This window comes from Sphingobacterium sp. Mn56C (assembly GCF_049319645.1).
Lineage (GTDB): Bacteria > Bacteroidota > Bacteroidia > Sphingobacteriales > Sphingobacteriaceae > Sphingobacterium.
The window spans coordinates 184,448-203,925 of record NZ_JBMOUC010000006.1 but is presented as its reverse complement, the minus strand read 5'-3'; the positions used below and the strand labels follow the sequence as shown (position 1 = coordinate 203,925).

Genomic DNA, 19,478 nt, shown 5'->3' with positions numbered 1-19,478 from the left:
TTTCAATAATCTTTCGACCGTCCCTCCCTTGCGGAGTGGTGCAAAGATAGCGACATTTTTATATTACTTCCAAGCCTATTGTAGAAAAAAAACCACACAACCGCGTAACCCACTCATTTATCGATAAATAATTAACAAACCAAGCGATGTAAAATAGAAACATTAAACTAAACAATTCAAAAAGCAGTGTTTTCGGAGCAATTATTATATAATACCGCAGCAGATTAAGGTTTGATTTTTTATGAAACCCATCATTTTACGTATTATTGTTGGCAGAAATTTCATTATGAACATAATTTACGGAATTGATTTATTAGGGACAATGGTATTTGCCATTTCTGGTGCTATGGCTGCACATCGTCAAGGCATAGATATTTTCGGCGCTACCTTTATAGGTTTTGTTACCGCAATTGGTGGAGGATCACTTCGGGATGTATTCTTAAATATTCGCCCGGTATGGGTGGAAGATGGCAATTACTTAATCGCCATTTTTATCGGCGTATTTATTTCTGCTATCGCCAACAAACAACTTTATACCCTAGCCAAGACGTTAACATTATTTGACGCCATTGGTATTGGCTTTTTTACAGTGGTGGGCACACAGAAATCATTAGATTATGGAAGCAGTAATATTGCTGCCATAATGTTGGGTATGTTTTCAGCAGCAATGGGGGGAGTGATTCGCGATACCTTAATGAATGAAACACCGCTTATACTACGTAAAGAAATCTATGCCTCTGCCTGTTTATCTGGTGCCTCATTATTTGTTGTACTTAATCATTTCGGATTAGACAATGCCTGGAATGCCTTTATTAGTGCCAGTTTGGTGGTTCTTATCCGACTTATATCCGTAAAATATAACCTATCGTTACCGGCGGTGAAACCCATAACCAAGAAGGACGACTAAAGACTAAAGACTAAAGACTAAAAAGTAATTAATGATTAATTACTAGTTACTAATTACTAATATTTACTACAGCCTTAGAAATCCATTAACGATGCCGTTAAAGGATTTCTAAGATCTTTTCAAACGCCATACCCCTGGAAGCTTTCAATAAAATAAAAGCATTATTAATATCCTTTAGCTGTATTAAAGCATCGTCGGTCGTTTCATAAAACTCAGCCTTCTCAGACCGCTGTTTAAAAAATTCTCTACCCACAAATATCAATCTATCGAGCGGTATAGTTGTAGCCAATTCAATTATGCGCTGATGTTCAATAAAAGCCTCGTCGCCCATTTCAAACATATCACCCAGAACAACTACTTTATGATCAGCCGTCAGCACCCGAATATTATCTAATGCCGCTGCCATACTACTAGCGTTCGCATTATAAAAATCGGCTACAACCGTATTACGACTAGTATGCGTAATCTGCGATCTGTTGTTTTGCGGAATGTAAGCCGCAATCCCCTTATTTATCCGCTCTGGATCGATATCAAAAAATAACCCTACAGCAATGGCGGCCAGGAAATTTTCTATATTATAGGAACCCGTTAAATTTGTTCGCACCGTATACGCGGTAGCGCTATCCTTCTGGTGCCATGAAATTGACAAATATGGATCGGCAATAAGCAAACTACCTATAATATCATTATCTTCTGAAAAGCCATAACGCAACACCTTATTTATGGAACGCTGGTTAAACATCTCGATCAAATAAGGATTATCGCCTTGCAGAAATAAAGTCCCCTTATGATCCTGGAGGTAATCATAAAGTTCACCTTTAGCCCTTTTTACCCCATCGAAAGAACCAAACCCCTCTAGGTGCGCCTTACCGACATTTGTAATTAGACCACAAGTAGGTTGTGCAATACGGGCAAGCAAAGCAATTTCACCGACATGATTGGCACCCATTTCTATAATAGCAATTTCTATACTACTATCAATCGCCAATAAAGTCAGCGGAACGCCGATGTGATTATTTAAGTTCCCTTGAGTCGCAAACGTTTTATACCGTTGTGAAAGTACAGCATACAACAGCTCCTTAGAAGTAGTTTTACCATTCGTTCCGGTAATTCCTACTACAGGAATATTCAGCTGTTGGCGATGGAAACGTGCCAAGTCCTGCAAAGCCGTTAACACATCATTTACATAAATATAACGATCATCCACAGCCATATGCTCCTCATCCACCACAACATACTTCGCACCATTCGCCAAAGCCTGGGCAGCAAACGCATTACCATTAAAGTTGTCGCCTTTTAAGGCAAAAAATAGACTATCCTTTTTTATACTACGTGTATCGGTAGAAATTACCGGGTGCTGTAAAAAGATTTCATATAAGGCTTCTATCTGCATAACGAACGAGTATTTAGTGGAACAAAAATAACAAACAGATACCTCAATTACAGCAGGAATAAATTAAAAATTTTCACAGGTTTAAGGTAATCACACAACCAAAACAAAGCTGTCCATCCTTCAGGATTTTAAACTTAATTTGATTAGCATCCATGACTTTAGCAATTTGGATATGGTCTCCTAAGCTGAGCTCTTTTAAAAAATTGACATCAATAGCCCTAATTTTTTTATCCAAAATATAACAAGGGTCAACCACATTAAGGCACCATTCCAAGTATTTGGTATTATTCACATGGTTAACAATATCTAAATCTGAAAATTGCACCCGATAAAGAAGCGCGTCTACAGGTTCAAAATCCAAATTAAGCCGCTGATTGAGCTCCTTTGTAGCCTGCAATTCTGGAAAAACATCAATATGACTTTTATCCTTCAGCAAAACATCAGGTCTACGCGTTGTCGTATTAAAGATTGCCCATAGTGAAGATACTCCAATATAAGGCATACCACCCGAGGAAACCACAAAGTTTCGATTAGACTTGGCGCCCTTAAGTTCCGTTATCCAGGTTTTAATTTCAATCTTATTTAACCATTCGGGCCATTTATAAAATTCGATACGCATTCTATTCATCACCCAAACCTGGTTATCCTCTTGGAGGTCAAAAAAACCTAGACCACCCATTTCCGCGTGCTTTGCCGCCGTTAACTGCAGCAAGTTTGCGAGTTCCGGAATTTTCAACCCCCTATTCGGGTAACATTGGGAAAAATCAATAGCCCAATCTTTTTTAAAAACGGCGGTAAAATCTTTCGCTATAGGCATACTAAAAATTTTTGCATCACACGAGCAGGAAGTCCAACTGCCCGATTAACCTAAACATACTTACTTTTCGATCCATTTAGGGACATACACGGGGATATAGCTTTCCATCATAGAGAGGAGTTCATCCAACGTATCGGCCACCAAAAGCATCGCTCTATTTTCTTTTTTTAAAAGACCAGATTCCACCATCTGATCGATAAAGGCAATAAGTGTGGTATAGAAGCCATTTGTATTTAAAATACCTACAGGCTTATTATGTAAACCCAACTGCGCCCAAGTAATGATTTCAAAAAGCTCTTCCAAGGTTCCAAAACCTCCTGGCAAGGCAATAAAACCTTCCGCGAGGTCACTCATTTTCTGTTTACGTTGATGCATACTATCGACGTTAATAAGCTCGGTAATACCCGTATGGCCAACCTCTTTGTCGCTTAAAAAGTACGGTATTACACCAATCACGGTACCCTGGTTTTCCATAACAGCATCTGCTACAGCCCCCATCAACCCAACATTTCCACCACCATATATCAGTCTAATATTATTTTGGGCAAAAAACGCACCAACCTGTTTTGCTGCCGTTACATAAACCCTATCGTTACCTTCACTAGAGGCACAAAACACTGCAATGCTCTTTAATTTCATAAAACAAAACTAAGAAGTAATCTATAAAATACCAGCCAAAACACAGGAAAAGATAAGCACAAAAATGCAAGACCCATGAAAACAGCAGAAGGTGCTATAACGCGCACCTTCTGACTAAACAAAACCTATAAAATATGTAAAGCTACAGGGCACGATCCTTTTCGTCACTACCGCTATCCCGTTTACTAATGACCTGTTTAAGGTTACCAAACTTGTAGGTAAAGGTCAACCTTATGGTTTGATTATCGTTATACTGAGCAATGCTGGAATTAAACTTACCATAATTAGTTTTTAAGTTATTATGGTTAGAGTGGAACACATCCGTTACGGCAAGCTTAAAAGAGCTCCGCTGATCCTTTACATTATACGACAGTCCGATATCGGTGTTAAAACGGCCTTCTATTCGGTAAACATTATATATAAATGGAGAGTAATACCGAATGGCGACCTCTGATGTGAACTGTTTGCTAAACTTAAAATTATGGGTGGAGTTACCTTGGAAAAATAGAGACCCCTGGTTGACCACATCGCCAGCAATAGGCCCCTTAAAGTTCATATAAATACCCGTTAAGTTATTAAATATAGTCCATCGCTTACCAATACGAGCGGGTATGGTTAAATTCAAGTAAGCCGTATTCTGTGTAGCCAAGTTTTCACGTATTACCCAAGTCGTCTTTGCAATAGTATCCTGCCCTATACTTTCGACGATAGCACCAGAGGCATGGTCGAACCCAAGGGCTACGTTAAACATTTTATATAAGGTATAATTTAGCATAAACCCATCGGTGTACTGAGGTTTCAAATTGGGATTCCCTTTCATAAACGTACGTTTATCCAGGTACTCTTCAAAAGGATTCAGGAAACGGTAATTCGGTCGCATTACCTTACGCGCGTAACTTAAGCTAAACACATGATTAGGGTTTAGATTGTAGCTCAATGAAGCCGATGGAAAATAATCTAAATAGTCTCTATTCACCTGTTTATTTATGGTTACAGAAACGCCATCCGAATTGGTATGCTCTAAACGAAGCCCAATCTTATAGCCCCATTTTTTAAGTTGCTGCGCATAGTCAATATATCCAGCAGTAATCTGCTCTACATAATCAAAATTATTTGTACGGTTGGTAAAATTATTCCACTCCTCCAGCTTCAAATACTCGAATTTAATGCTATTATCCGATGCTACACGGCTATACTTCGCCCCCGCCTCCAAGGTTCCTTTACCCAGAGGCTGCGTATAATCAACCTTAGCGACAATGATTTTAATAGTAGCATCCGAGAAGCTACGCTCCTGCTCCAGACGACGTTGGTCTTCAGGATTAGGGCGTACAGGATTAAGAAATTCGGTCATATAACCATAATTAACACCGTTATTGGTTTTAAAGGAGCTATAATCCACATCAGCCGTAATTTTTCTACCCAAGGTATCTATTTTAAATTCATTATTTAAGTTAAAGGAATAACGATCAAAAAACTTCTTGCCATAACTCGTTGAAAATAAAGTAGAGTCGACAATCCCCCCAAGCTGAGCACCCATCAAAGTTTCACTGCGGCTATCTTGTTTTTCCAAGTTATTATTTCCGGTAAACTGCCATACCAAGGTATTACGATCCGAAGTTTTCTGTTCAATTCCGAACTTATAGTTATGCGTTTTATCACGCTCTTTTAAAAGGGTAAATTGATCAAATGCCGTTTGACTAACACCATCGGGCAAAATCCTTTTTACACCGATATCCATAGCCAGTTCATTATCCATATAGGAATAATTACCAAAAACCGTCGTATTATTTTTGCGGTAATTCAGGTTTACACTAGAGTTGCCACGAAAATGTTTACCTGCAGCAGCACTAGCCAAAAAATTACCATTAAAGCCCTCCATACGATTTTTCTTCATGCTGATATTTATAACACCGCCAGCACCTTCGGCATCCTCCTTTGCAGAGCGCGTTGTAGACACTTCAATACTTTTAATCTGACTACCATCGGTACTTTTCAATAAAGTCGCCAATTGTTCCGCAGTCATATACGTCTGCCGTCCATCGATGGTAACATTCACGCCCTGTTGCCCCATTAAACTAATATTATTATCCTTATCCACATCAACGCCAGGTGCCCTTTTTAGAATATCAAGTGCATTATTACCCGCTGCAAGAGAAGAATTTTCTACGTTCATGACCAGTTTGCCGTTTTTACTTTGAATTTGCGGCAGGTCTCCGGTAACTGTTACAGCAGCAATTTCTGTATTTATAGCGTTTAAAGTAAGTGTAGGAATTTGAAGTGCACTATCTCCTGCATCAAAAGCATCAGAGACAGCTTTGGTGTAACCTATGGCAGAAACTTCAACAATAAAACGACCTTTCGGATAACCAGAAAGTGTAAATACACCAGCGTCGTTTGTAATAGCAGCCTTAATAAGGCCTTTTGCATTTGCTGTAAGTAAATATACCGATGCCCCAGGTATAGCCTCTTGCTTTTGGTTTATTATCCTCCCGGTTATTGTAGGATCCGATTTTGCCCGGCCAAATGAGACAAAGCCCAGCATACAGATAATAAGCAAGGAGAAATATTTCATACTATTCATGTTAGTTTAGGTTGATTATATTATTTATAAGAATTATTAATGTAATGAAGAGTAAACCCTAATCATCAGACGCCTCCTCATCGTTGTCGGTTGCCTCATATCCTTTATTTTTTTCCTTCTTGGACTGTTCCACGTGTGCAGGGGCACAGCTTAAGCCCGATTTTTTCATAATCCATTCCGTTTGTTTAACGCTATTCAGATTAGCATACTCATTTAAACAATTTAGATAAGGCAGATCCCACACCTTATATTGAAGCGATTCGTCGATGGTAACCTTCGAACCGATGGGTAAAAACATCACCACGGAAACCGATTGCTCCCTATACGATTGTTTCGAAGGCAGCACAAAATGGCTATCAAACAAAATTTTACCCTTCGTCTGTTTTGCGAGATAATTTATTTTTGAAGCTCTCTCTGCGGCTAATGCAGCTGTTTTTCCTTTGGCAAAATAACTGTATTGTATAAAAGGTTTCTCAAGCGAGTCTAGGTATTGAAACTTAATATCGATATTATCACGGAAATAGCCAGAACCAAGTTTACTCGTACCATCTAAAGAATATTTCTTCTCTCCATCATCCATCATAGAAGCTTCAATAACATGAATATCCTTTTCCGATAAATGATAAACATTCTGCACCGCCAACGGTTTGTCCACTTTTATAACGGTCGACTGTTTAAAGTCCTGCAAAGACCAAAAAATATAAAATAAAATAGTAATAACAGAAACTATCCATCCCGCCCATAAACTAAGCGACAGGTAAGTATTCATTGGTTTCGTCTGAAAAACAATACGTAAGAAAATATAGAATAAAGCGATAAAAGGAATCGCATTGGCCAACACACCTGCCGTAATCGCGATTAAAGCATGCCCCTTAGGCAAATACTCTGTAGGTGGAAAAACCATTCCATCCTGATAGCCTAAAATGCCCGTACAAAAACCCACCCAAACAAACAGTAAACCAAAAATTGCCATGCCGCAAAAAATCAGCATACACAAAGCTATACCCTTACCAAGTAGGCGAAAAAAATCAGATAGAGCGCCTCCGAAAGCTTTACTATTCTTCGCTAAATGGGTTTTAGCCGAAGAAAAATCATCCCTATAAGGGTCAATCTCCTCCTCAAAGCTCTTTTTAAAGTTTTGCAAGTTGGGCTCCTCCCCACGCATAGACATGCGATCTGCACGGCTTGTAGCCAAAGGCATAACCGCCCATAATACCACATATAGTAACACCGATGAACCGCCCAATAAAAAGAAAAGAACAAATAACACACGCACCCATCTAACATGAATATCAAAATAATAAGCCAAACCACTACATACCCCACCCACTACTTTATCATCCGGGTTACGCATCAATTTTTTTTCCAAGTAGGCAAATCGAGTCTCTTCCCGAATAGGTTCATCGGCAGGTGCAATTGGCTCAGCAGCAGCATCGTCGTCGGTTTCAAAATCACTAACGCGCCCCATTTGCGTGATAACCTCCTTCACATCAGACATGGAAATAACCTCTTTTTTACCCTGATGAATGCGCTCATTAAACATCTCTGCAATTCGATTTTCTATATCCTGCAGAATCTCGCCACTATCTGTAGAGCCACTAAAATGCCGTTTAATTTCGATCATGTAGCTTCTTAATGTCTCATAAGCATCCTCTTCAATGTGAAATACAATGCTATTTATATTTATAATGATTGTCTTGTTCATAACGCTGTTAAGGTTTATTCGTCAATATTAGGTTTACGTTCTGTTAATGCAGTTTCTACCGCAAAAACCAATTCTTTCCAGGTAATGTCCAATTTATGGAGCACCTGGACGCCTTCAGGGGTTATTTGATAATACTTTCGGGGTGGGCCTGATGTAGATTCTTGCCAGCTATAACTTAAAAGCCCATTGTTTTTTAACCGTGTTAACAAAGGATACAAGGTTCCTTCAACGACCAATAACTGAGAGCGCTTTAGTTCGGCAATAATATCAGATGCATAAATTTCCCCCTTCGAAATAATCGATAGGATACAGTATTCCAGTATCCCCTTCCGCATTTGGGTAATTGTATTTTCTGCTATCATAATAATACAAAGATATATCCTTTAGATGGTACTTTGCAATACATAGTACTATAAAAAAACAAAAGAAACAACTAAAACACTGTATATCAATTAAATAATTTTAAGTCCGAAACAATTTTTATTAATAAATAATAATATTGTCATAATTTTATCCGAGATTTGAATCAATGAAATACATAATAAGTTATCTATGGGCCATATTATGGGCAGCATTTATGCTAACTATAATGCTTCTTCCGGCTAAAGAGTTTAGCGGATATCCCGTATTTGAAGGTTTTGATAAACTTGTTCACTGCGGAATATTTTTTGTTTTAACGACCCTACTATATTGGGCCGTTATACACAGTACCGATCGGAAAGCCAATAAGTGGATCACCCTATTTACTATAGTAACTGTTACGGTAGGTTTTGCCATTTTAACCGAGTTGGCACAAAAGTACCTATCCCCTACACGGTCGGCAGATGTATGGGATATTTTTGCAGATGCTGTAGGTTTAGGCATGTCGAGCTTTGCCTTTGTATTATTTTATAAACGTAGAAAAAGTAGAACTTAAGCGGTTGCCAAGGTAACCACGCTAACGGATACCCCCGCAGCAACAAGTAACCTTCCGGCTTCACATATTGTTGCCCCCGTAGTAAACACATCATCAACCAATAAGATATGCATATTACGCCGTAATACTGCCTTTGGATGGAGCGCAAAAGCACCTTCAAGATTATCTAAACGGGCTATTTTTTTTAACGTTACTTGACTTGCCGCTCTTTTGGGGCGGATAAGAATGTGCCGATCTACCGGGACATGTAGCATAAGCCCAAGGCCCTGGGCAAACTTTTCAGCCTGATTATACCCGCGTTTTTTTAATGTAGAAGAATGCACCGGAATAGGCACAATTAAATCTACAGGATACTGCAGAAGATAAGCCTCCAGATAAGGGGCATAGATTTCGCCTAAAAATATTCCGACCTGGGGTTTCTTTTTATATTTTAATTGATGCACCAAAGATTCCACTCGGGATGATTTAGAAAGATACAACATGGCTGCAGCAAAATTTACGTTCAATCTACCCCACAATTTCCTGCGCATAGGATTATTTGCACTTGTATGGTAGTCTGTAATAGGTAAATGGTACCGACAGGAAATACAGATGAACCTTTCTTTTGTACGTAGAACGTTAGCGCAGGCTAGACATACATCCGGCAGCAATACATACAATAAGTCTTTTATAAATTGGTTAAGCACCACATCAAACAAAAAATGGTATCTGTTAAAGATACCATTTTAATTTGTTTTTTCTTTAATGGCCAATTGGCCACAGGCAGCGTCAATATCCTTACCTCTGGACCTACGTACATTGGTCACTATCCCCCTACTCCGTAAATACTCGGCAAATGCGTCAATTTTATCAGCCTCTGCATTTACAAAATCAGCCAATGCAATAGGGTTATATTCAATGATATTTACCTTACACGGGATATGTTTACAAAAATCTGCGAGCTCTTTCGCATCCTGTATTTCATCGTTAAAATTATGAAAAACAATATATTCGAAGGTAACTGCATTTTTTGTTTTTGAATAGTAATAACGCAATGCTTCGGCCAATGCTTTCAATGAATTCTGCTCATTGATAGGCATAATTTCATTCCGCTTTTGGTCGTTTGCAGCATGCAATGACAAGGCTAAATTAAAGCGCACCTGATCATCACCTAACTTCTTAATCATCTTTGCGATACCGGCGGTAGAAACTGTAATACGCTTCGCCGCCATATTAAGCCCATCTTCGGCGGTAATACGCTCGATAGACTTCATCATATTGGCATAATTAAGCAATGGCTCTCCCATACCCATATAAACAATATTTGAAAGCGGAATATTATAGTTCTCCTGCGCTTGTTTTGCAATTAGCACCACCTGGTCGTAAATTTCATCGGCATTAAGATTACGCTTACGATCCATATAACCTGTGGCACAAAACTTACAGGTTAAACTACAGCCCACTTGTGAGGAAACACAGGCCGTCATGCGTTCGGGAGCAGGAATTAAAACGCCCTCAATGATATTGCCATCATAAAGAACAAAACTACTCTTGATGGTTTTATCCGAACTAATTTGCGATTGTTTTACCTGTACGTAATTAATCTGAAAATTAGCTTTAAGCGTATCTCTCAACTCCTTACTTAGATTTGTCATCTGATCAAAGTCGGTAATCGACTTTTGCCATAACCACTCGTAGATCTGTTTCGCACGAAACCCCTTCTCGCCCATTTCAACAAGTTTCTCTTTCAATTGTTCCAACGAAAGACTACGGATATCGATTATTTTATTTGTTTTTATCACGGCTGCAAAGATACATGAAATTTTGTTAGCTAAAACCATTACCTATTGGCTTTCCATATAATTACGAAAATATTATAATTATAAATAGCTAAATTGCAGCTAATTTAAGGAGAAAAATGATGACAAAAAGAACGATTATTACCGCACTGCTTTCCTTAACCCTATTCGCTTCTTGCAAGCAAGGTAAGTATGCAACAACGGAAAAAATCTACAAAGCCAAAGCCAAAGAGTTTTCCAAAACATATGCCGCAACCCCCAGTATAGGGCAATTAGAAAAGGTTAACACGGCCAATAAGGAATGGATTGCCAGTATAAATTTTGGTACACGGAAGCCAAATTTTGTGATGATACACCATACGGCCCAAGACTCCTTAGCCCAGACTATAAAAACTTTTCAAAATGCCAAACTAGAGGTTAGCGCCCATTATGTTATCGGAAGAGATGGAAAAGTAGTTCAGATGATCAACGACCTGTTTAGATCACACCATGCCGGCGCTGGCAAGTGGGGCAACGATACAGATTTAAACTCATCTTCTATCGGTATTGAACTAGACAACAACGGCACTACAGATCCATGGACAGACGCGCAAATCGACGCCCTTATCCAAGTATTGACATACTTAAAAAATACCTACAAAATACCACAAGCTAATTTTATTGGACATATGGACTTTGCTCCGGCACGAAAAAATGATCCAAGTAGGTTTCCGTGGAAAAAATTGGCAGAAAATGGTTTCGGGTATTGGTACGGAACGAATTTAGAGGCAGCACCAGAAAATTTTGATCCGAAGCTGGCTTTACGGATAATAGGATATGATGTAAAAAATACGGAAGCAGCTATAAAAGCCTTCAAAAGACACTATATTCAAAAAGATATAAATTCAGGAAATTTAACGGATGAAGACTTAAAGATTTTATATGCAATCTTTAAGCAGTATTTATAAGATATAAACTAAGCATAAGCGATAGGTTAACGGCTAAAGAAAATGTCGAAACCTATCGCATAAGAACTCTTGAAGTATGCTTATTTTACGATAGAACCGTAAAGGTCGAAATCCTCTGCTCGATCCACGGTAACATGAACAAAATCGCCAATTCTAGCGTAGTTTTCTTTGGCATTTAATACCACTTCGTTGTCTACCTCTGGCGAGTCAAATTCAGTACGGCCGATAAAATAGTCGCCATCGACACGATCTACCAGCACCTTATATGTATTTCCTACTTTTGTTTGATTAATCTCGTACGATATTCCCTGTTGTACTTCCATGATTGCATCAACACGTTCTTGTTTCACCTCTTCAGGCACATCATCTATTAAAGTATGCGCATGAGTTTTTTCTTCATGCGAATACGTAAAACAGCCTAAACGATCAAAACGAGTATCCTCAACCCAGCTTAACATCTCTTGGAAATCCTGTTCCGTTTCGCCAGGGTATCCACAGATTAACGTTGTACGCAAGGCAATATCTGGCACCTTATCCCGAATTTTATTGACCAAATCGATCTGCTTTTGTTTACTCGTACCACGGCGCATGGAGGTAAGCATATTATCGGTAATATGCTGTAGTGGCATATCCAGGTAATTACAAATATTGCTGCGTTCGTTCATGGCATCTAAAATATCCATAGGGAATCCCGATGGATAAGCATATTGTAAACGGATCCATTCGATACCATCCACGTCTGAAAGATGTCTTAACAAGTCAGATAAATTACGTTTACCATAGATATCTAAACCATAATACGTTAAATCCTGAGCAATTAAAATAAGCTCTTTCGTGCCATTGGATGCTAAAAATTTAGCTTCTTTCACTAAGTCGTCGATAGATTTAGACACATGTTTTCCCCGCATTAAAGGGATTGCACAGAAAGAACAAGGGCGGTTACAACCCTCTGCAATTTTAAAATACGAGTAATGCGAAGGCGTAGTCAACAAACGTTCGCCAAGTAATTCATGTCGGTAATCTGCACCTATTGACGACAATAAATCAGGGAGATCATTTGTCCCAAAATAGGCATCAACATTCGATATTTCACTTTGCAATTCAGGCTTATAACGCTCAGAAAGGCATCCTGTAACAATAACTTTATTTACTTTGCCCTGATCTTTTAATTCCGAAAACTGGAGAATAGTATCGATAGACTCCTGCTTAGCGTTATCAATAAAACCACAGGTATTAATAACCACAATATCGTTGGCCTGAATATTTGTAGATTCGTGCACCACCTCGATCTGATTACCTTTTAACTGGCCCATTAAAACCTCACTATCGTGAATATTTTTAGAACAACCAAGCGTAACCACGTTTACACGAGGTTTATGGCTTACGGTACGAAGGGCACTTTTTTTTGTTTTCATGTATTACTTATTTCGCCCTACAGCATATCCCAAAGGATTGCAAGGGAGTATATAAAAGAACTCCTCTCCTGTTAAGAACAGCCAGAGGAGCCCTATATTTTAAACTATCGAATTATTAATTAAATAAAGAGTCGACAAAATCCTTTTTATTGAACAACTGCAAGTCACCAATCTTCTCTCCCACACCAATATACTTAACCGGAATTTTAAACTGATCCGATATCCCGATAACAACGCCACCTTTTGCGGTTCCATCCAGCTTCGTCAAAGCCAAGGCATTTACATCCGTAGCTTGCGTAAACTGGGTACATTGTTCAATAGCATTTTGCCCGGTAGAAGCGTCGAGCACCAACAAGATTTCATGCGGTGCACCCGGAATTACCTTCTGCATAACATTTTTAATTTTCCCCAGCTCGTTCATTAATCCCACCTTATTATGCAAGCGGCCAGCCGTATCAATAATTGCGACATCATCGCCATTGGAAACGGCAGATTTTATGGTATCGAAAGCCACCGATGCCGGATCGGAGCCCATAGCCTGCGCTACAACGCGCACACCTACACGCTCTCCCCAAAGTTTAATCTGATCTACGGCTGCCGCTCTAAACGTATCAGCAGCGCCAAGAACGACCTTATTTCCGGCCTCTTTAAGTTGATGTGCTAACTTTCCTATTGTTGTTGTTTTACCGACACCATTGACACCAACCACCATAATAACATACGGTTTATGGTTGCCATATTCAAAGCTATCAAAGTCGGTACTATTATTTTCGGCTAGTAAACCTTGAATTTCTTCCTTTAGCAATCTGTTCAATTCGTCAGTACCTACGTACTTATCTTTGGCTACCCGTTGCTGAATACGATCTACAATTTTTAAGGTCGTTGTTACGCCCACATCCGATGTCACCAATACCTCTTCAAGGTTATCCAAGACATCGTCGTCTATAGTAGATTTCCCCACTACCGCTTTAGTGATTTTGGAGAAAAAACCCTCCTTAGTTTTTTCCAAGCCTTTATCCAGCGCCTCTTGGGCTTCAGGAGTTTCTTGTTTCTTTTTAAAAAAATCGAATAAACCCATTTATGATTACCTTAACGTAATACGAAAAAAATCTGCCCAAATATACAGAAATGAACCATACTAAAAAAGCCCTTTCGGCGACTAGACCAAAACGGCTTTCAATTTTTTAAAGAAAAACTTTAAAAAAGGAATATCTACTGCTTATTTGCTAGCTGTTGCAACAACTTCTTTTACGTTGTCATTGTGCACCATACTCTCTTTGAAAGTATACGCGCCAGTTTTAGCAGATTTAGTCGTGATAATTACTTTTGTATATTCTTTACCACCACCTTTTTGTAATGATGCTACCGCTTTCTTTGCCATGGTATAATATGTTTAACTGGGAAACACAAGGCTCCCAAAAGTGGATTATTTAATTTCTTTATGAACAGTTACTTTTCTCAAAACAGGGTTGAATTTTTTCAACTCTAAACGTTCTGTAGTATTTTTCTTGTTCTTCGTTGTAATGTAACGAGACATACCTGGAAGACCAGTTTCTTTGTGTTCAGTACACTCTAAGATAACTTGTACTCTATTTCCTTTTTTAGCCATTGTTTTACTTTATTATAATCTCTAAAGACTAATGTTCATGAATATCTTTAATTAACAGGCGATTATCTACTAAACGTATCCTTTTTTGATAAATTTACTGATAACCGAAGTAATTCCGTTTTTGTTAATCGTTTTAATTGCAGACGTAGACACCTTCAAAGTAATCCAACGATCTTCTTCAGGAATGTAGAAACGTTTAGTTTGTAAATTCGGGTAAAATTTACGTTTAGTTTTAACGTTCGAGTGCGATACGTTATTACCTTTTAATGCCGTTTTGCCTGTTAAATCACAAATTCTTGACATGATATTTATTTTTAATGTTGTCTAATTACAAAATCCCCTTTGCATTCCCTGCAAAGAGTTTGCAAATATCTAAATTTCTTTTTGGATTTACAACAATAGGGGGAGAATTATTTTAAAAAATAATAATCATGGAATGCTGTGAGCTGCAAATGTATAGGTTTTGTAAGATAATCCGTTCTTAAAGGCACCAAAATAGTTTTCAACAATTCACAAACCCAGAATTAGGCCTGATTGGGGCAGGGGATAATGCCTAAAGACAGCCCCTCAAATAGCGGAATACTTCGTACCTTTAAGGCAAAAAAGCAGCATATTTTCAGGCCTAAGCGATGTTACAAAAAACAAGGGGTATAGTCCTAAAAGTTACAAACTACTCGGAAAGTAGTGTTGTAGCACAAATTTTCACGGAAGAATTGGGGTTGCAGCCTTATATAATAAATGGGGCACGCAAACCCAAGGCCAAGATTCGTACAAATATGTTGCAACCGCTGCATCTTTTGGATATGGTCGTTTACCTAAAAGAGGGAGATGGTTTGCAGCGTATTAAGGAAGCCCAGGCAAGTCCGACGCTCTATCATATACCTATTGATATTGTAAAATCTTCCGTAGCCATGTTTTTAAATGAGGTAATCTTCAAGGTATTAAAACATGCGGAGACAGACAGGCAATTATTTCAGTTTATCTACCAGTCTATATTGTGGATGGATGCCACGCAAGCTCCCATTTACAATTTTCATTTATGCTTTTTAATGAAATTAAGTAGGTTTTTAGGTTATTTACCGACAATTCCGGCAGAGCCTCAACCTTACTTCGACCTTGTAGAAGGCATTTTCACTAAAAACCTGCCCAGCCACAGTTACATTTTACAAGCCCCACACACCGCCTTATTTCATGCCATTTTAAGTAGCACCTACGAAGATAGCCCCCAATTCCACATGAAACAAGAAGAACGGAAGTACCTACTTACGCAGATTATAAATTTTTATAAGCTACATACGGAGAACTTTGGGGTAATCCATTCTTTACAAATTCTGGAAGAAATTTTTCATTAAATTTTCATAATTATTAAATTAGTTTATATTTGATACTAACAAAATATCTGTTTAACCTTAATAATCAAAAATATGAAATGGTTTTTAAAAGTAGTACGCGATAACTATGCAAATTTCAATGGTCGCGCCAGACGTAAAGAGTATTGGATGTTTACCCTTTTTTATTTTATTTTCAATTTAGTGGTAAGTTCAGCAGACCGTATCTTTTCACTGAATTATGGAGATTTAGATACAGGAGTTTTAAGTAGCATTTATGGTTTAGCACTTTTTATTCCGTCGCTGGCTGTCACCATACGCCGTTTACATGACACTGGAAAATCTGGATGGAACTACCTATGGATTTTTACCATTATCGGCGCATTTTATGTGTTGTACCTATTAATTAAAGAAGGAGACTTTGGACAGAATGAATATGGCGCCGATCCGAAAGGGGAGGATACAGCAAACCCATTTGATGGGCAAAGCAACGTAAACAACCCATTCTCGGGACCTAACAATCCATTTGCGAACGACAATAATCCCTTTCGTAACCCAAATAACTAAAGTAACTAAAATACATGCTAGAAATATAACAACTAAAAAAGCCCAGTTAATCTTTTGTAACTGGGCTTTTTCACAATAAATATATCTAGAATCTAATTAGATAACTTTTACATTTACCGCGTTAAGACCTTTACGACCTTGTTCGATTTCGTAAGAAACATTATCGCCCTCACGAACTTTGTCTACTAAGCCAGAAACATGAACGAAAATTTCGCTCTCTCCTGTAGATGGAATGATGAAACCGAAACCTTTGGTCTCATTAAAAAATTTTACTTTACCTTCTTGCATTATGTTTATTGTATTAATTTGTTTAAAGATAACATTTATAAATCTTTTTTTTAGATAAAAAAAACAAAAAAGGATTAAACATTGTAGCGTTTGAACTGTCTATGCAGTATTAGCAAATTAAAATATTATATAAATACAAATAAGTTCTATGAAACGATTCTTAAGTTTAATGTTAATTATGGGCAGTATTGCCTTCGCAAACGCACAAACGATGAATATTGAAAACAGCCGTAAAGTTGCTACAAAAGGGTACGCCGAAAGAGAAGTAACCCCAGACATTATATACCTTTCTATCAGTCTAAAAGAATATTGTCCAGACAATAATCCTAAAAAGAAAGTTGGTATTGAGGTCCTAGAAAAACAGTTGTTTGATGGTGCTATGGCCGCAGGGGTTAAAAAAGAGGATTTTACAATCCAAAATATCTATAGCTTTAATTACGAAAATAAAAAGAAAAATACCGAGCTTTTACAGTCACGCCAGTACAGAATTAAGGTTACAAACCTGAATAACCTAAACACCATGATGGAGAAGGTTGACGCTAAAGGTTTACAGAACACCTCCATTAGTGGTTACGACCACAGCAAAAGACGTGAAATCGAAAAAGAGCTTAAAACAGCTGCTGTAAAAGATGCGCGTTCAAATGCTGAAATCTTAGCCGGTGCTGATGGGCAGGCTATCGGTCGTTTGTTAATAATCAATGACAATACAAGCATTAATTTTAACGACTTTATACCTGCACCACGCATGTTTGCACGTGCTGCCGTTATGGATTCAGCAGATGGGGGTACGGAAGAATTAAATATTGATATCCGCCCGATAAAGCTTAACTATTATATCGATACTGTTTTTGAGATAAAATAATATGCACAATTCCTTACCAAATAAAAACATGTTGGAAAAACGCCAACGGGAGTTTGTTTGGATACAAAAGGTGTCCAACGTAATGGACAGTAAATTTACTATTGGGGGGTTCAGTTTTGGTCTGGACCCCTTATTAAATTTAATACCCTTCGTCGGACAAGTGGCAGCATTTGGCACCTCAATCGTCTTGGTTTTGGTTATGATTCGCAACGGAGCAAGTTCCAAGCTAGCGGTAAAAATGCTGTTAAATGTAATGTTCGATGCGCTGATAGGTGCAATCCCAATCTTTGGGCAGGTATTTGACTTTTTCTATAAAGCCAATAAAAAAAATGTGCGCTTACTCCAGGAGCACTATTTCGAGGGAAAACACCAGGGCAGTGCAAAAGGAATTCTCATCAGCTTATTCAGTGTTTTAATCCTGCTGTGTATTGGTATTATTTATGTAATAGCCATCTTTGCACAATGGACCATACAGCTCTTTAGCAACCTGTTCTAGCTGTAAAATAGTATGCACAGCCAACTGATATAATAGCTATTTTTGTTGTATGTCGAAAACAAGAATTTTTGCCCTATTGTTGGTTGCTATAATGCTAGGCAGCATATTAACGAACCCATCCAAGGAGCAGGTCGAAACTGCCATAAAGGAAAAAGCGAAAACCATCCTCCAACAGAAGCTTAACTATGCACATAAAGATGCGATGGAGATGGGTATGCTACTATTTGGTGACAAAATTTTGAAAGATTTTGTAGATAAAAATATCCAGATTACGAATTATTATCTTTTTACGTTAATACGTATCAAATGGCAAGGGGATGAAACACCTATCGGTGGTGGGGCCTTTAAAAAAGTATGGTTAAGTCCGAAGATTGATGAAAAGGCAGAAGAGATTATTGGCGTTTTAAAAAATCTATAATGCTGGATATTCTTTTTCAAGATGAGCATATTATTGCCATCAATAAACCGCACGGATTGCTTGTTCATCGTTCTTCTATCGCTGCAGACACCTCCACATTTGCCCTGCAATTATTACGGGACCAAATTGGGCAGCCCGTTTATCCGGCACATCGTTTAGATCGTAAAACAGGCGGAATTCTGCTTTTTTCTTTAGATAAACATACCGATAAGCTATTGCAAACCCTATTTGCAGAAAAGAAAATGGATAAACATTATTTAGCGATATTACGGGGGCATTGTCCGGAAGAAGGGATAATAGATTATCCATTAAAAAAAGAAAATGGCAGCATGCAAAATGCAGTAACGCATTATAAGCGTTTGGCAACGGCGGAAATTGATTTGCCCCAAGGCAAGTTTGCAACTTCGCGTTACACTTTGGTAGAAGCAAACCCAGAAACGGGCAGAATGCACCAACTAAGGCGCCATTTTGCGCATATCTTCCATCCCATACTTGGCGACAGGCCGCACGGCTGTAACAAACAAAATAAGCTGTGGAAAGAGCAATTTGAAATGGACACCATGATGTTGCATGCAAGCAGGCTTTCTTTTATTCATCCACATACATCAGCACAGGTGGATATTAGCGCGCCCATACAATCGGAATTCGAGCGGGTATTAAAAATTCTAGACCTAACAATAAGCCTGTAAGCTATACCGATCAATCTTTACCTTATGGGCCTGTATTTAGCAATAATTTTGAATGTTGCAAAATATAAGCCCCATATATGAACATAATAATTAATTTTGTAATCAAACATTATATAGCTAAAA

At 38.3% G+C, this 19,478-nt stretch carries 23 protein-coding genes; 9 read left to right on the top strand and 14 right to left on the bottom strand.

Annotation, left to right across the window (positions count from 1 at the left end; translation table 11 throughout):
• The first annotated feature begins 286 nt into the window (after positions 1 to 286).
• Entirely contained in the window at positions 287 to 907 is a 621-nt protein-coding gene (locus tag ACL9RF_RS14885; protein ID WP_422801430.1) for a trimeric intracellular cation channel family protein, read from the top strand.
• Positions 908 to 1,004: 97 nt separating this feature from the next.
• Here the strand turns inward: ACL9RF_RS14885 and ACL9RF_RS14880 are convergent, their stop codons facing one another.
• From ACL9RF_RS14880 to ACL9RF_RS14855, 6 genes are all read right to left on the bottom strand, one after another.
• A complete protein-coding gene (locus ACL9RF_RS14880; protein WP_422801429.1) occupies positions 1,005 to 2,300 on the bottom strand; it encodes a UDP-N-acetylmuramoyl-tripeptide--D-alanyl-D-alanine ligase in 1,296 nt (431 codons plus the stop codon).
• A 73-nt stretch (positions 2,301 to 2,373) separates the two neighbouring features.
• Positions 2,374 to 3,117 carry an acyl-[acyl-carrier-protein] thioesterase gene (locus tag ACL9RF_RS14875; protein WP_422801428.1) on the bottom strand — a complete coding sequence of 248 codons (744 nt, stop codon included), beginning with the start codon at positions 3,115 to 3,117 and terminating at the stop codon, positions 2,374 to 2,376.
• Positions 3,118 to 3,177: 60 nt separating this feature from the next.
• Positions 3,178 to 3,756, bottom strand: coding sequence for a TIGR00730 family Rossman fold protein (locus ACL9RF_RS14870; RefSeq protein WP_422801427.1), 579 nt, complete (start codon positions 3,754 to 3,756; stop codon positions 3,178 to 3,180).
• A 142-nt stretch (positions 3,757 to 3,898) separates the two neighbouring features.
• A complete protein-coding gene (locus ACL9RF_RS14865; RefSeq protein ID WP_422801426.1) occupies positions 3,899 to 6,337 on the bottom strand; it encodes a TonB-dependent receptor domain-containing protein in 2,439 nt (812 codons plus the stop codon).
• 58 nt (positions 6,338 to 6,395) lie between these two features.
• Entirely contained in the window at positions 6,396 to 8,042 is a 1,647-nt protein-coding gene (locus ACL9RF_RS14860; protein WP_422801425.1) for a PspC domain-containing protein, read from the bottom strand.
• 14 nt (positions 8,043 to 8,056) lie between these two features.
• On the bottom strand, positions 8,057 to 8,404 hold the full coding sequence (locus ACL9RF_RS14855) for a PadR family transcriptional regulator (RefSeq protein ID WP_422801424.1): 348 nt from the start codon (positions 8,402 to 8,404) through the stop codon (positions 8,057 to 8,059).
• Positions 8,405 to 8,571: 167 nt separating this feature from the next.
• Between ACL9RF_RS14855 and ACL9RF_RS14850 the strand changes: the two genes are divergently transcribed.
• Positions 8,572 to 8,958 carry a VanZ family protein gene (locus ACL9RF_RS14850; protein ID WP_422801423.1) on the top strand — a complete coding sequence of 129 codons (387 nt, stop codon included), beginning with the start codon at positions 8,572 to 8,574 and terminating at the stop codon, positions 8,956 to 8,958.
• On the opposite strand, the gene ACL9RF_RS14845 is transcribed toward ACL9RF_RS14850, so the two are convergent.
• Together ACL9RF_RS14845 and rlmN are read right to left on the bottom strand one after the other, a co-directional pair.
• A complete protein-coding gene (locus tag ACL9RF_RS14845) occupies positions 8,955 to 9,488 on the bottom strand; it encodes a ComF family protein (protein WP_422801422.1) in 534 nt (177 codons plus the stop codon). The genes ACL9RF_RS14850 and ACL9RF_RS14845 overlap by 4 nt on opposite strands.
• A gap of 195 nt (positions 9,489 to 9,683) precedes the next feature.
• On the bottom strand, positions 9,684 to 10,778 hold the full coding sequence (rlmN, locus tag ACL9RF_RS14840) for a 23S rRNA (adenine(2503)-C(2))-methyltransferase RlmN (protein ID WP_422801421.1): 1,095 nt from the start codon (positions 10,776 to 10,778) through the stop codon (positions 9,684 to 9,686).
• 77 nt (positions 10,779 to 10,855) lie between these two features.
• Here rlmN and ACL9RF_RS14835 point away from each other — a divergent pair, with 77 nt between their 5' ends.
• Positions 10,856 to 11,683: an N-acetylmuramoyl-L-alanine amidase gene (locus ACL9RF_RS14835; RefSeq protein WP_422801420.1), complete on the top strand. Its 828-nt coding sequence runs from the start codon at positions 10,856 to 10,858 to the stop codon at positions 11,681 to 11,683.
• 80 nt (positions 11,684 to 11,763) lie between these two features.
• Here the strand turns inward: ACL9RF_RS14835 and rimO are convergent, their stop codons facing one another.
• From rimO to rpmB, 5 genes are all read right to left on the bottom strand, one after another.
• Positions 11,764 to 13,098, bottom strand: a complete 1,335-nt coding sequence (gene rimO, locus ACL9RF_RS14830) for a 30S ribosomal protein S12 methylthiotransferase RimO (protein WP_422801419.1) — start codon at positions 13,096 to 13,098, stop codon at positions 11,764 to 11,766.
• Positions 13,099 to 13,213: 115 nt separating this feature from the next.
• On the bottom strand, positions 13,214 to 14,176 hold the full coding sequence (gene ftsY / locus ACL9RF_RS14825; protein WP_422801418.1) for a signal recognition particle-docking protein FtsY: 963 nt from the start codon (positions 14,174 to 14,176) through the stop codon (positions 13,214 to 13,216).
• Between the two features lie 141 nt (positions 14,177 to 14,317).
• A complete protein-coding gene (locus tag ACL9RF_RS14820) occupies positions 14,318 to 14,479 on the bottom strand; it encodes a DUF4295 domain-containing protein (protein ID WP_422801417.1) in 162 nt (53 codons plus the stop codon).
• Between the two features lie 45 nt (positions 14,480 to 14,524).
• A complete protein-coding gene (gene rpmG / locus ACL9RF_RS14815) occupies positions 14,525 to 14,707 on the bottom strand; it encodes a 50S ribosomal protein L33 (protein WP_066755820.1) in 183 nt (60 codons plus the stop codon).
• Between the two features lie 69 nt (positions 14,708 to 14,776).
• Positions 14,777 to 15,010: a 50S ribosomal protein L28 gene (gene rpmB / locus ACL9RF_RS14810; RefSeq protein WP_021069554.1), complete on the bottom strand. Its 234-nt coding sequence runs from the start codon at positions 15,008 to 15,010 to the stop codon at positions 14,777 to 14,779.
• Positions 15,011 to 15,336: 326 nt separating this feature from the next.
• Here rpmB and recO point away from each other — a divergent pair, with 326 nt between their 5' ends.
• Positions 15,337 to 16,059, top strand: coding sequence for a DNA repair protein RecO (gene recO / locus ACL9RF_RS14805; RefSeq protein WP_422801416.1), 723 nt, complete (start codon positions 15,337 to 15,339; stop codon positions 16,057 to 16,059).
• Positions 16,060 to 16,131: 72 nt separating this feature from the next.
• A complete protein-coding gene (locus tag ACL9RF_RS14800; RefSeq protein WP_422801415.1) occupies positions 16,132 to 16,602 on the top strand; it encodes a DUF805 domain-containing protein in 471 nt (156 codons plus the stop codon).
• Positions 16,603 to 16,698: 96 nt separating this feature from the next.
• Here ACL9RF_RS14800 and ACL9RF_RS14795 read toward each other — a convergent pair whose 3' ends face one another.
• On the bottom strand, positions 16,699 to 16,890 hold the full coding sequence (locus tag ACL9RF_RS14795) for a cold-shock protein (protein ID WP_422801414.1): 192 nt from the start codon (positions 16,888 to 16,890) through the stop codon (positions 16,699 to 16,701).
• A gap of 148 nt (positions 16,891 to 17,038) precedes the next feature.
• On the opposite strand from ACL9RF_RS14795, the gene ACL9RF_RS14790 reads away from it, so the two are divergent.
• The 4 genes from ACL9RF_RS14790 to ACL9RF_RS14775 are packed head-to-tail and all read left to right on the top strand — an operon-like array spanning position 17,039 to position 19,355.
• Positions 17,039 to 17,752: an SIMPL domain-containing protein gene (locus ACL9RF_RS14790; protein WP_422801413.1), complete on the top strand. Its 714-nt coding sequence runs from the start codon at positions 17,039 to 17,041 to the stop codon at positions 17,750 to 17,752.
• 28 nt (positions 17,753 to 17,780) lie between these two features.
• Entirely contained in the window at positions 17,781 to 18,248 is a 468-nt protein-coding gene (locus ACL9RF_RS14785) for a DUF4112 domain-containing protein (RefSeq protein WP_422801412.1), read from the top strand.
• Between the two features lie 49 nt (positions 18,249 to 18,297).
• Positions 18,298 to 18,666 carry a hypothetical protein gene (locus ACL9RF_RS14780; protein ID WP_422801411.1) on the top strand — a complete coding sequence of 123 codons (369 nt, stop codon included), beginning with the start codon at positions 18,298 to 18,300 and terminating at the stop codon, positions 18,664 to 18,666.
• Positions 18,666 to 19,355 carry a pseudouridine synthase gene (locus ACL9RF_RS14775; RefSeq protein WP_422801410.1) on the top strand — a complete coding sequence of 230 codons (690 nt, stop codon included), beginning with the start codon at positions 18,666 to 18,668 and terminating at the stop codon, positions 19,353 to 19,355. Before ACL9RF_RS14780 ends, ACL9RF_RS14775 begins: the two co-directional genes overlap by 1 nt.
• The last annotated feature ends 123 nt before the right edge of the window (positions 19,356 to 19,478 follow it).